This window comes from Cupriavidus sp. OTU4054, from assembly GCF_038440175.1.
Taxonomy (GTDB): Bacteria; Pseudomonadota; Gammaproteobacteria; order Burkholderiales; family Burkholderiaceae; genus Cupriavidus; species Cupriavidus pauculus_D.
The window spans coordinates 1-11,898 of the sequence record NZ_JASATF010000009.1; the positions used below are offsets into that span (position 1 = coordinate 1).

Sequence of the window (11,898 nt, forward strand, 5' to 3'; positions counted from 1 at the left end):
GGCCTATACTGGGGGTACCCTGTACACGGCACCGGGTGGGCTTGCGCGCCGCGCGCGCGGCACCTGAGGTGCGCGCGCGACGTGGATGCGGGCGGGGTCAGACATCAGGCCCCATCGGTGTAGACGCTACGGGGATCGTCGATGCGGTAGTGCTGGTGACCCGTGTTGGCGGCGACGAGCGTGAAGCCCGACCGTTGCGGCTGTACCGACGACTGGCCCAGCGAGGCGACCTGCTGCGCGGCGATCTTGGCTTCGGCGCGCTGGATATCCACCGGATAGTTGGCGTCCTGGCCCGGGCCGACATGGTAGCCGGCCTTTTCCACACGGACCAGGTCCGCGCGGACTTCGGCGCGCGTCAGCGGGCCGTTCTGATCGACCGATTGAGCGAACGAGATGGCCGGGACGGCCAGGGTGCAGGCGACGAGCAGTGTGCGTGCAAGGGTTTTCATGATGCGTACCTCTCTCTGAGTTTGGTTGGCCTTCGCTTCGAAGGTGCATTCATCGTGCGATGAACTTGTACGCAGTATTGGCGCCGGGCACTGACCCGAGACTGACCGAATCATTACAAAATCGTCAGTAACGCGCGAGGCGTATCATCCTCGGGAGCCAACGAGGACCGCCGCATGCCACTCCGCCGACTGGAACGCCTGATCGATCCGTTCCGCTACCTGCCCGACTCCCAGCCGCCAGACCGAATCTGGCCGTTCTACCTGCATTTCCTGCGCGAAGTGCGCGGCGTGTTCACCGCCCTGCTCTTTGTCGGACTGATCGGCGCATTGGTCGAGGTCGCGCTGTTCAGCTTTCTCGGCCGCCTCGTCGATCTGGCGCGCGAAGCCCCCGACGGCACGTTCTTCTCGCGCCATCGCGGCGAGCTGCTGTGGATGGCGTTCGTCGCGCTGATCTTTCGCCCGCTGATGATCTGGCTGCACGACCTGCTCGTGCATCAGGTCATCAACCCGAACCTGGCCAATATGGTGCGATGGCAGAACCATCGCTACGTGCTCAAGCAGAGCCTGTCGTTCTTCCAGAACGACTTTGCGGGACGCGTCGCGCAGCGGATCATGCAAACCGGTTTCTCGCTGCGGGACTCTTCGGTGCAGGCCGTGGATGCGCTCTGGCACGTGCTCATCTACGCGGTCAGCTCGCTGCTGCTGTTCGCGGAAGCCGACTGGAGGCTCATGATTCCACTCACGCTGTGGATGTTCGGCTTTGTGTTCGCGCTCGCGTGGTTCACGCCGCGCGTCAAGGAACGTTCGGCCATGGCGACAGAATCGCGCTCGCGGCTGATGGGACGAATCGTCGATGGCTATACCAACATCACGACGCTCAAGCTCTTTGCGCATACCCGCCACGAGGAAGGCTACGCGCGCGACGCGATGGCGGACCAAACCGACAAGAGCCGCATGGCCGGCCGCGTGGTCAGCGCGATGGACGTCACCATCGCCATCATGAATGGCGCGCTGATCACGGGCACGACGGGCATTGCGCTGTGGCTGTGGAATCAGGGCGCCGTCAGCACGGGCGCCATTGCGCTGACCACGGGGCTCGTCATTCGCATCAACAACATGGCCGGCTGGATCATGTGGGTGGTCAACGGGATCTTCGAGAACATCGGCTCGGTGCAGGACGGCATGAAGACGATTGCCGTGCCGCGGCGCGTGGTGGACCGTCCCGATGCGACGCCGCTCGCGATTTCGCACGGCGAGGTGCGATTCGAGAACGTGGGTTTCCACTACGGCAAGGGCGGCGGCGTGATCGACGACGTGACGCTCGTCGTGCGGCCCGGCGAGAAGATCGGGCTGGTGGGGCCATCGGGCGCGGGCAAGTCGACGCTCGTCAATCTGCTGCTGCGGCTCCATGACGTGGAGTCCGGCCGCATCCTGATCGACGATCAGGACATCGCGACGGTCACGCAGGAATCTCTGCGCGCGCAGGTGGGCATGGTCACGCAGGACACGTCGCTGCTGCATCGCTCGATTCGCGACAACCTGCGCTACGGCAAGCCCGACAGCACCGAGGCCGAGTTGCGGGAAGCGCTGGTACGCGCGCGGGCGGCCGACTTTATCGACGACCTCGTCGATGGCAGTGGCCATCGCGGCCTCGATGCGCTCGTCGGCGAACGCGGCGTCAAGCTGTCGGGCGGACAACGGCAGCGCATCGCGATTGCCCGCGTGCTGCTCAAGGACGCCCCGATCCTGATCCTCGACGAAGCCACGTCGGCGCTGGACTCCGAAGTGGAGGCCGCGATCCAGGAAAGCCTGGAGACGCTGATGCAGGGCAAGACCGTGATCGCGATCGCGCACCGGCTGTCCACCATCGCGCGCATGGACCGGCTCGTGGTGCTCGATGGCGGGCATATCGTCGAGACGGGTTCGCATGCGGAACTGCTGGCGCGGGGTGGGCTCTATGCGCGGTTGTGGGCGCATCAGACCGGGGGCTTCGTAGGGGTGGACTGAAGCACGTGGGATTTCGCTGACATCACCTCGCGGCGCGCCGCTGGTGCCTGCGAAGACGCAAGGCTCCTATGCTGAACTTGAATGCATAGACCGAGCCCGCATCATGGATATCCGCGCGGAACACCCCGCAACACCCGCTGCGCTGCGCGAACTGATCGATCGTTACGCGCCGGCCGCAGATGCCCCATTACCCGCCGCGGGACGCACGCTCGAGCGCTGGCGCCTGCTGGCGCGCGTGGCGCATACACACGGCACGGTCGCGATCAAGCTGTTCGAATCGCACCTCGATGCGCTGGCGATCCTCGCGGAGCTTGCCGGCGCACGGCCCGCTGCGTCGACGCAGTGGGCCGTATGGGCTGCGGAGCCGCCGTTTGCCACGGTCGATGCACGACCGGGCCCCGATATCGGCGCTGACACCCTGGACGCCCTGCGTCGGGACGCTGGGCTGGCCGCTTCGCAGACAGGGCCGATGCGCGCCATGCGCACGGTGCCCGTCCGCCTTTCCGGCCGCAAGGCATGGTGCTCGGGCGCCCGCGAAGTGTCGCACGCGCTCATGACCTGCCGCGACGATGCGGGCGCACGCCGCCTTGCCATCGTGCCCATCGCGCCCGGTATGGGCGCGATAGCCACCGACGAAGGCTGGAACGCGGTCGGCATGGCGCGCACATATAGCGGTGACGTGCTGTTCCACGACACCCCGGCCCTGCTGCTCGGCGGCGCCGACGCCTACCTCGATCGTCCCGGGTTCTGGCACGGCGGCGCCGGCATCGCCGCGTGCTGGTACGGCGCGGTACTGCCCTTTGCCGATGCACTCCGCGCATCGCTCGCGCGCCGTGCCGATCCGCATGTAGCCGCGCATCTCGGCAGCATCGACGGCCAGTTGCATGCCGCCGCGGCATTGCTGCGCGAGACCGCGGCATGGATCGACGCCCATCCCGGGGAAGACGCGATGGCCCACGCCCTGCGCGCACGCACGGTGATCGAGGCCGCGGTCGCGCACACGCTGCAGCATGCGGGCAATGCGCTCGGGGCCGGGCCGCTATGCCGCGATGCGCGCCTGGCCGCGCTTTACGCGGACCTGCCGGTATTCGTACGCCAGAGCCACGCCGAGCGCGACCTTGCCGCGCTCGGGACGCATATCGCCGCCGATCGCAACACGGAGTGGGCGCTATGACCACGATCAAGCACGCCGACCGCAGTGCGTCCAATGACGCGCCAAAGAACACCGAGTTCGAGGCCATCTTCGCGCGCCCCGACCCATGGGGTTTCGAATCGCTCTGGTACGAAGCGCGCAAGCGCGAACTGCTGCTCGCGAGCCTGCCCCATCGCCGCTATCCGCGGGTATTCGAGCCCGCCTGCGCCAACGGCCTGCTGACGGGCGCCCTCGCGCGCCGCGCCAGCCATGTGCTCGCCATGGATACCGTGCCGCAGGCCATCGCGCTCGCCAAGCAACGGCTTGCCGCCCATCGAAACATCACGCTGCGGGTCGGCACGCTGCCGCGCGACTGGCCCGCACAGACGTTCGACCTCGTCGTGCTAAGCGAATTCGGCTACTACCTGTCCGCCGACCAGTGGCAGCACGTGGTCACGCGCGCCGCCGCGTGCCTGAGCGACGACGGCGCGATCGTCGCGTGCCACTGGGCCCGCGACTTCGAAGGCCGCACGCTGTCCACGCGCGTCCTGCACGCCTGCATTGGCCGCCAGCCCCGGCTGCATCGCCATGCGCATCACCTCGAACCCGATTTTCAACTCGACGTCTGGTCCCCCAATCCGCGTCCGCTCCGCAGCCGCGAGGAGGCCCCATGATCGGCATCGTTGTTCCGGTTCATAACGAAGAAGCGCATCTGGAAGCGTGCCTGCACGCGCTGCGCGAGGCATCGCTGCATCCCGCGCTCGACGGAGAGCCCGTCACCATCGTCACGGTGCTCGACGCCTGCGGCGACGGTTCCGCGCAAATCGTCGAGCGGCACCTCGGCCCGTGGCTTGCCTGCCTGACGATCGACGCACGCAACGTCGGCGTGGCGCGGCATGCGGGCGCCGAATACCTGCTGGCCGCCCGCGCCCGCTGGCTCGCCTTCACCGACGCCGACAGCCGCGTCGCGCCGGACTGGCTCGTCGCACAACTGAACGAGCGCGCGGACGCGGTCTGCGGGCTTGTCACCGTGGACGACTGGAGCCACCACCCGTCGTCGGTGGCCCGACGCTTTGCCGCGCACTACCAGCGCCGGCGCGACCACCGGCATGTGCACGGCGCCAACTTCGGGCTGACGGCCGACGCCTACGTGAAGGCCGGCGGTTTTCCGGCCATTGCCACGAGCGAAGACGTCGCACTGGTGGAACGCCTGCAGGCCATCGACGCCCACATCGCCTGGAGCGCGGCGCCCGAGGTCGTCACGAGCAGCCGCGCCACGAGCCGCTGCCGCGGCGGCTTCGCGGACTTCCTGTGCCGGTTGCGCGGAGAGGCGGCAGACGCGGTGCCTGTGGTCAGCGAACTGCTCGATGAATCGCCGGATCTGCGGCCCTGAAGCGCTGCATGAACGCCTGCCGGAAGGCATCCATGCGTTGCCGCACGCGGACAGGATGGAGACGGTGCAAAAGACGTAAGACGGTGAGCTAATCAGCCACGCTTCGCCTCAAGTCGTTCCCCGCTCCACGATCCTGAAGCCCACGTCCACCACCGGCTCGGCCACGGTCGCGCCGTTGCAGCGGTCCAGCAGCAGCTTTGCCGCCATCGCGCCGATACCGGCGCCGTCTACCTGTACCGTTGTCAGCGGCGGATTCATATGGGCGGCGAAGTCGGCGTCGCCGAAGCCGCAGATGGCCAGGTCCTCGGGCATGCGCAGGCCGCGCGACTGGGCTTCGACCATGACGCCCTGCGCGAGCTGGTCGGAGCTGCAGAAGATGGCCTCGATCTCCGGGTCCTGCTCCAGCAGTTGCGTCAACGCGCGGCGGCCGAGTTCGAGGCTGCTGGGCGCCGGGACGATCGCGGTGGGGACGTCGTGGCCGACCGTGGCGACAAAGCCTTCTCGGCGGACCGCGGCGCGCTGGTCGTCGCCGGTGGCGATGCCGAGTCTACGGCGGCCCTGATTGAGGAAGAAGCCCGCGACGGCGCTGCCTACCTTCACGTGCGAGAACCCCACCGCCATGTCCACGGGCCGGTCGCTGAGGTCCCAGGTCTCGACGACGGGAATGCCCGCGCGCCGCAGGCGGTCGCGCGAGACCTGCGAGTGGATCAGCCCCGTCACCACGATGCCATCGGGACGGCGGCTGATCATCGTGTTGAGCAGCGCTTCTTCGCGCGCATGGTCGTAGCCCGTCTGGCCGAGGATCAGCTGGTAGCCCGCGGCATCGAGCGCGTCGGTCAGCGCCTTGACCGTCGGCAGGAACTGCGCCACCGCGATGTTCGGGACCAGCGCGCCGATCATCAGGCTTTTGCGGGACTTGAGCCCGCCCGCCATCAGGTTCGGGAAGTAACCCGTGGCCTCCACGGCCTTCTGCACGCGCGCGATCGTCTTCTCCGACACCATGCCCGGGTTGCCCAGCGCGCGCGACGCGGTGATCAGGGAAACGCCCGCCTCGCGCGCCACGTCGTGCAGCGTCACCGATTTGGGGGCCTTGTTATTACTCATGGCTTGGCAATTCGACTCAGGGTAATTCTCTACGGATACCGGGCCGGAACCGGTTGACCGGCGGAAATGACAACGTTAGCATTCAGACCGTTGTCACCAGGAAGTAGCGCCGATTATACGCGGATAGCGTGAAGGCGCAGGGATTCAGCCCGCGTTACGCCTCAAAATGACAACGTTGTCATTCAGAACATCAGAGAGTTTGCCGACCATGACCGTATCGCCCGCCACCGCCAGCCAGGACGCCATCCGCTGGATTCGCCTGTCCTCCTGCTACCTGCCGCTCGCCACCCCGATCAGCGATGCCAAGGTGCTGACCGGCCGCCAGAAGCCGATGACCGAAGTGGCCATCCTGTTCGCGGAGATCCGCACCGCCAATGGCCATGAAGGCATCGGCTTCAGCTACTCGAAGCGCGCCGGCGGCCCCGGTCAGTACGCACATGCCTGCGAGATCGCCCCCGCCCTGCTCGGCGAAGACCCGAGCGATATCGCGCGCCTGTGGGACAAGCTGTGCTGGGCCGGCGCCTCCGTGGGCCGCAGCGGCCTCTCCACGCAGGCCATCGGCGCGTTCGACGTCGCGCTGTGGGATCTGAAGGCCAGGCGCGCGGGATTGTCGCTGGCCAAGCTGCTGGGGTCGCATCGCGACGCGGTGCGCTGCTACAACACGTCCGGCGGCTTCCTCCACACGCCGCTCGACCAGTTGCTGGTCAATGCGGCGGCATCGGTCGAGCGCGGCATCGGCGGCATCAAGCTCAAGGTGGGCCAGCCCGACGGCGCGCTCGATATCAAGCGCGTGTCGGCCGTGCGCGAGCACCTGGGCGACGCGGTGCCGATCATGGTCGATGCCAACCAGCAGTGGGACCGGCCCACCGCGCAGCGCATGTGCCGCACGTTCGAGGCATTCAACCTCGTGTGGATCGAGGAACCGCTCGACGCCTATGACCACGAAGGCCATGCCGCGCTCGCCACCGCGTTCGATACCCCGATTGCCACGGGCGAGATGCTGACCAGCGCCGCCGAGCACTGGGACCTGATCCGTCATCGCGCCGCCGATTACCTGATGCCCGATGCGCCGCGCGTGGGCGGGATTACCCCGTTCCTCAAGGTGGCCTCGCTGGCCGAGCATGCGGGACTCATGATCGCGCCGCACTTTGCGATGGAGCTGCATATCCATCTGGCCGCGGCGTATCCGCGCGAACCGTGGGTCGAGCATTTCGACTGGCTCGAGCCGCTGTTCAACGAGCGTCTCGATATCCGCGACGGCCGCATCGTGGTGCCGACGCGCCCCGGCATCGGCGTGAGCATCAGCGAACAGGCGCGGGCCTGGACGCGCGAACACGCGGAGTTCGGCGAACGTAGCTGACCCCACCCGAACGACATCAGAACAACACTGGAGACAAACGATGAACAAGCTGCTTGCCACCTTCTGCGCGGGCCTCGCGCTGTGTACCTCGCTGGCCGCCTCGGCCGCCAATGCGGCGGCGTGGCCCGAGAAACCCGTGACCATGCTGGTGCCGTTCCCGCCCGGCGGTTCCACCGACAACGTGGCGCGCATTCTCAGCGCGAAGTTCGCGCAGCAGTTCGGGGGCAGCTTCGTCATCGACAATCGCCCGGGCGCGGCGGGGATGATCGGCGCCGCGATGGCCAAGCGCGCGCCGGCCGATGGCTACACGCTGTTCGTCTCGTCGCTCGGGCCCTTCGTCATTGGACCGCATCTGACGAAGACCGCGGGCTACGACCCGCTGAAGGACTTCGACTACATCAGCGTGGCGGTGCAGGCGCCCAACGTATTGGCCGTGCCCGTGAATTCGCCGCACAAGACGATTCAGGACGTGATCGCGTACGAGAAAGCGCATCCGAACAAGATGACGTTCGCGTCGGCCGGCAACGGCACGAGCGACCATCTGACCGCCGAACTGTTCTGGCAGCAGACGAACACCAATGGCATTCATGTGCCCTACAAGGGCGGCGCGCCGGCACTCAACGACCTGATTGGTGGACAGGTGGACGCGACCTTCATGAACATCAACACCGCGGTGCCGCATATCAAGGCGGGCAAGATTCGCGCGCTGGCCATCACGAGCACGGCACGGTCGCCGATTCTGCCGGATGTGCCGACGATGGACGAGGCGGGGATCAAGGGGGTGACGGTCTACTCGTGGCAGGCGATTGCCGCGCCGAAGGGGATTCCGGCGGACCTGAAGACGAAGCTGCAGGCGGCGGTGGTATCGGCGCTGAACGATCCGTCGGTCAAGCCCAAGCTACTGGAACTCGGATTCGAGATCGTGGCCAACACGCCGGAGCAGTTTGCGGCGTTTCAGGCCAACGAGTATGCGCGCTGGAAGAAGGTGATCGAGGTGGGGAAGATTACGGCGGATTGATTCAGGATGCCCTCTCCCCCCGCAAGGAGAGGGCAAACCATTCTTAGCCGTCCTTGAACAGGAAGCTATACGCGTTCAGCGCCGGCGCGCCGCCCAGGTGGGCATACAGCACCTTCGAGCCTTCCGGGAATTCGCCGAGCCGCACCTTGTCGATCATCCCCTGCATCGACTTGCCCTCGTACACCGGATCCGTCATCACCCCCTCCAGCCGCGCGCACAGGCGAATCGCTTCGAGCGTGCCGTCCGACGGCAGGCCATACTCGGGACCGCCATAGCGCGTGTCCAGCACCACGTCGGCCTCGGTGATATCGCGGCCCAGGTCCACCAGATGCGCGGTGTTCTGTGCAATCCGAAGGATCTGGTCACGCGTCTGTTGCGGCTTGGCCGATGCGTCGATGCCGATCACGCGGTCCGCGCGGCCGTCTGCGGCGAAGCCCACCACCATGCCGGCCTGCGTGCTGCCCGTCACCGAACACACGACGATGTAGTCGAACTTGAAGCCGAGCTCCTTCTCCTGCGCGCGGACTTCCTCGGCAAAGCCGACGAAGCCCAGACCGCCCAGCGGATGCTCCGAGCAGCCGGCCGGAATCGGGTACGGCTTGCCGCCGGCGTCGCGCACGCTCTGCATCGCGTCTTCCCAGCTCGGACGAATACCGATGTCGAAGCCGTCGGCCACCAGACGCACGTCCGCGCCCATCATGCGCGACATCTGGATATTGCCGACGCGGTCGTACACGGCGTCCGAGTAGTTGACCCAGTTCTCCTGCACCAGCACGCACTTGAGGCCGAGGTGCGCGGCCACCGCTGCTACCTGGCGCGTCTGGTTCGACTGGATGCCGCCGATGGACACCAGCGTATCGGCGCCCTGCGCCAGTGCATCGGGAATCAGGTACTCGAGCTTGCGCGTCTTGTTGCCGCCGAACGCCAGGCCACTGTTGCAGTCCTCACGCTTGGCATATAGCTCGACCTTGCCGCCGAGGTGTTTGCTCAGGCGCTCGAGCGGCTGAATGGGGCTGGGTCCGAACGTCAGCGGATGACGCGGGAAACGCTTGAGATTCATGGCAATGCTCCGTGGGGGTGACAGGCTCGTTGAAGAGGAATTCCGACAGGGGAAATAGTAGGCATTTGTCGGCGAAACGTGCTTGCAAAGATTGCTGGATAGACCGAACATTACATGTCACCCTTTCCAAGACTCCTTCCAAAATTCCATGGCAACGACTTCACGCGGAACAAAATTTCGTGCCCCGCCCGCCGAGCGGCCCGAGCTCGATCGTACCGACAAGGCCATCCTCCGCGCGCTGCAGAAAGATGCTTCGATCTCCAACGTGGCGCTCGCGGACAAGGTGAACCTGAGCCCGCCCGCATGCCTGCGAAGGGTCGAGCGGCTCAAGGCTGGCGGCTTTATTCGCGGTATCGTCGCGCTGCTGGAGCCGCGCATGCTCGATGTGGGCATGCTCGTGATCATCGGCGTGGTGCTGGACCGCTCCACGCCCGACTCGTTCGCCGCGTTCGAGAAGGCGGCGCAGAAGATCACGGGCTGCATGGAATGCCACGAGGTCACGGGCGAGTTCGACTACTTCATGATGATCCGCACGCGCGATAACGACAGCTTCAACAAGCTCCACGCGGAGCAGCTGCTGTATCTGCCCGGCGTGCGCCAGATCCGGACCTTCATGGTGCTCAAGCAGGTGCTGTCGAATACCCAGCTGACGGTGTAGCGGCGATCGTGTTGGTACACTCTCTCGCCATGCATCCCACCTCTCCCTCCATTACCGTCGTCGGCGCCGGCATCGTCGGCTGCTGCATCGCGCTGGCGCTGCGCAAGCGCGGCGCCACGGTCACGCTGATCGATCGCGAAGGCCCGGCATCGGGCTGCAGCTATGGCAACTCGGGCGCCATCAGCGAAAGCTCGGTCGCCCCGCTCGCGATGCCCGGCGTGCTCGCCTCCGTGCCGAAGATGCTGCGCGACAAGGACGGCCCGCTCCATCTGCCGCTCGCGTACCTGCCCACCGCCGCGCCATGGCTTGCGCGCTTCGTGCTGTCCGCCACCCCGCGCCGCGTCGAACGCGCGGCGACGGCCCTCGCGGCCATGCACAAGGGCGCCATCGACAAGCATGCCGCGCTCACGCGCGAGGTCGGCGTGCCCGAGCTGTTCCTGCAACGCGGCCACCTGCATCTCTATCGCGATGCCTCCGCGCTCGACGACGATGCCGCGGCGTGGCAAATGCGCGAGCGCTTCGGCTTCCGCTTCGAACGGCTCGATCGCGCCGGCATCGAAGCGCTGGAGCCCAATATCGCCGCGCACTACACGTCCGCGATGTACCTGACCGACCACGCGACGATCCTGAACCCCGCGCGCTATACGCAGGCCATTGCCGATGCATTCGTCGCGCGCGGCGGCGTGCTCGCGCGCGACGAGATTCGCGGCATCGCCCATCGCGGCGCGCAGTGGACGCTCAGCGGCACACAGGACAAGTACGCCGCCGACCATGTGATCGTGGCCGCGGGCGCATGGTCGCGCAAGTTGCTGGACCCGCTCGGCATCGCGCTGCCGCTGGAAAGCCAGCGCGGCTATCACGTGCAGTTCAACGGCACGCGCGGCGTGGTGTCGCGCACGGTCGTGCTGACCGACCGCAAGATCTTCGTCACGCCGATGGAAGAAGGCCTGCGCGTGGGCGGCACGGTGGAGATCGCGGGCCTCACGCGCGCGCCGGACATGCGCCGCTTCGACGGCCTGGCCGCCATCGCGCGCGACACGTTCGAGGGCCTGTCGAGCGCGACGACCACGTCGTGGATGGGCCATCGCCCGTGCATGCCGGACTCCGTGCCGGTCGTCGGCGCGGCCAAGGGCCACCCGGGCCTGTGGCTCGCCGTGGGCCACGGCCACCTCGGCCTCACCGATTCGGTCAATACCGCGGACCAGATCGCGGACGCGCTGCTGTCCTAGCCCTTCCCCCAAGGGGCGTGCCGAATTCAAACGCCCTTTCGTTTTACTTCCCTCCTCAAATACGGCAATGTCAAAAACACGCCGTTTACGCTAAAGTCATTCAGCACAATTATCTCGCGCCGCATGGCTCACTTAATTGTTATTTAATTCCAAATTAAATAATTTTTTATGGACCTCGATTCAAGCCATCATGCCACGCGGAATGTCCTCGGACATGGCATCTGGCTTGGGTTTCCAACGCTCTCACTTTTCTAGCGAGCGTTTGAAACACGTGAAATTACGTGCAGTGTTATTTCAATAGACGTGCAAGCTTTATCGACCCTTGTAATAAAGCAATCAAAATGCACCCGAATTTTGCAATTTCTTCCTCTTGCTGCGGGGTACGGTTTGTCTGACCGGTGGATGGCGGACGGCACCACGCACGCTTCACAAGTTCGGTTCGCCGCGCCCGCCCCCGCCATAGCGCCTGCACGCTGACACAACAAGGA

General features: G+C 66.2%; 11 protein-coding genes. 8 read left to right on the top strand and 3 right to left on the bottom strand.

The features are described 5' to 3' along the window. Positions 1 to 104: 104 nt before the first annotated feature. On the bottom strand, positions 105 to 449 hold the full coding sequence (locus AAHB16_RS12680) for a DUF4148 domain-containing protein (protein ID WP_150377174.1): 345 nt from the start codon (positions 447 to 449) through the stop codon (positions 105 to 107). A 174-nt stretch (positions 450 to 623) separates the two neighbouring features. Here AAHB16_RS12680 and AAHB16_RS12685 point away from each other — a divergent pair, with 174 nt between their 5' ends. From AAHB16_RS12685 to AAHB16_RS12700, 4 genes are all read left to right on the top strand, one after another. Continuing rightward, positions 624 to 2,456: an ABC transporter ATP-binding protein gene (locus AAHB16_RS12685; RefSeq protein ID WP_150377173.1), complete on the top strand. Its 1,833-nt coding sequence runs from the start codon at positions 624 to 626 to the stop codon at positions 2,454 to 2,456. Positions 2,457 to 2,559: 103 nt separating this feature from the next. Continuing rightward, complete coding sequence (locus tag AAHB16_RS12690) at positions 2,560 to 3,630, top strand: acyl-CoA dehydrogenase (protein WP_342051019.1); 1,071 nt, start codon at positions 2,560 to 2,562, stop codon at positions 3,628 to 3,630. Continuing rightward, positions 3,627 to 4,262, top strand: coding sequence for a class I SAM-dependent methyltransferase (locus AAHB16_RS12695; protein WP_342051020.1), 636 nt, complete (start codon positions 3,627 to 3,629; stop codon positions 4,260 to 4,262). The genes AAHB16_RS12690 and AAHB16_RS12695 overlap by 4 nt, the downstream gene beginning before the upstream one ends. Beyond that, positions 4,259 to 4,981 (top strand): glycosyltransferase, encoded by a 723-nt coding sequence (locus AAHB16_RS12700; RefSeq protein WP_342051021.1) that lies wholly within the window; start codon positions 4,259 to 4,261, stop codon positions 4,979 to 4,981. The genes AAHB16_RS12695 and AAHB16_RS12700 overlap by 4 nt, the downstream gene beginning before the upstream one ends. Before the next feature lie 108 nt (positions 4,982 to 5,089). Here AAHB16_RS12700 and AAHB16_RS12705 read toward each other — a convergent pair whose 3' ends face one another. Next, a complete protein-coding gene (locus AAHB16_RS12705; protein WP_342051022.1) occupies positions 5,090 to 6,085 on the bottom strand; it encodes a LacI family DNA-binding transcriptional regulator in 996 nt (331 codons plus the stop codon). A 208-nt stretch (positions 6,086 to 6,293) separates the two neighbouring features. Here AAHB16_RS12705 and AAHB16_RS12710 point away from each other — a divergent pair, with 208 nt between their 5' ends. Together AAHB16_RS12710 and AAHB16_RS12715 are read left to right on the top strand one after the other, a co-directional pair. Beyond that, complete coding sequence (locus AAHB16_RS12710; protein ID WP_150377168.1) at positions 6,294 to 7,445, top strand: L-talarate/galactarate dehydratase; 1,152 nt, start codon at positions 6,294 to 6,296, stop codon at positions 7,443 to 7,445. Positions 7,446 to 7,485: 40 nt separating this feature from the next. Further along, complete coding sequence (locus AAHB16_RS12715; protein WP_342051023.1) at positions 7,486 to 8,463, top strand: Bug family tripartite tricarboxylate transporter substrate binding protein; 978 nt, start codon at positions 7,486 to 7,488, stop codon at positions 8,461 to 8,463. 43 nt (positions 8,464 to 8,506) lie between these two features. Here AAHB16_RS12715 and AAHB16_RS12720 read toward each other — a convergent pair whose 3' ends face one another. Next, complete coding sequence (locus tag AAHB16_RS12720) at positions 8,507 to 9,523, bottom strand: 1-aminocyclopropane-1-carboxylate deaminase (RefSeq protein WP_150377166.1); 1,017 nt, start codon at positions 9,521 to 9,523, stop codon at positions 8,507 to 8,509. A gap of 148 nt (positions 9,524 to 9,671) precedes the next feature. Here AAHB16_RS12720 and AAHB16_RS12725 point away from each other — a divergent pair, with 148 nt between their 5' ends. Beyond that, complete coding sequence (locus tag AAHB16_RS12725; RefSeq protein ID WP_109583084.1) at positions 9,672 to 10,181, top strand: Lrp/AsnC family transcriptional regulator; 510 nt, start codon at positions 9,672 to 9,674, stop codon at positions 10,179 to 10,181. A gap of 29 nt (positions 10,182 to 10,210) precedes the next feature. Further along, positions 10,211 to 11,410 carry an NAD(P)/FAD-dependent oxidoreductase gene (locus AAHB16_RS12730; protein ID WP_342051024.1) on the top strand — a complete coding sequence of 400 codons (1,200 nt, stop codon included), beginning with the start codon at positions 10,211 to 10,213 and terminating at the stop codon, positions 11,408 to 11,410. Positions 11,411 to 11,898 lie beyond the last annotated feature (488 nt).

Coding starts and splice junctions, on each gene's coding strand:
- AAHB16_RS12710 (WP_150377168.1), top strand. CDS start 6,294: ATGACCGTATCGCCCGCCACCGCCAGCCAGGACGCCATCCGCTGGATT.
- AAHB16_RS12685 (WP_150377173.1), top strand. CDS start 624: ATGCCACTCCGCCGACTGGAACGCCTGATCGATCCGTTCCGCTACCTG.
- AAHB16_RS12690 (WP_342051019.1), top strand. CDS start 2,560: ATGGATATCCGCGCGGAACACCCCGCAACACCCGCTGCGCTGCGCGAA.
- AAHB16_RS12715 (WP_342051023.1), top strand. CDS start 7,486: ATGAACAAGCTGCTTGCCACCTTCTGCGCGGGCCTCGCGCTGTGTACC.
- AAHB16_RS12680 (WP_150377174.1), bottom strand. CDS start 449: ATGAAAACCCTTGCACGCACACTGCTCGTCGCCTGCACCCTGGCCGTC.
- AAHB16_RS12725 (WP_109583084.1), top strand. CDS start 9,672: ATGGCAACGACTTCACGCGGAACAAAATTTCGTGCCCCGCCCGCCGAG.
- AAHB16_RS12720 (WP_150377166.1), bottom strand. CDS start 9,523: ATGAATCTCAAGCGTTTCCCGCGTCATCCGCTGACGTTCGGACCCAGC.
- AAHB16_RS12700 (WP_342051021.1), top strand. CDS start 4,259: ATGATCGGCATCGTTGTTCCGGTTCATAACGAAGAAGCGCATCTGGAA.
- AAHB16_RS12695 (WP_342051020.1), top strand. CDS start 3,627: ATGACCACGATCAAGCACGCCGACCGCAGTGCGTCCAATGACGCGCCA.
- AAHB16_RS12730 (WP_342051024.1), top strand. CDS start 10,211: ATGCATCCCACCTCTCCCTCCATTACCGTCGTCGGCGCCGGCATCGTC.
- AAHB16_RS12705 (WP_342051022.1), bottom strand. CDS start 6,085: ATGAGTAATAACAAGGCCCCCAAATCGGTGACGCTGCACGACGTGGCG.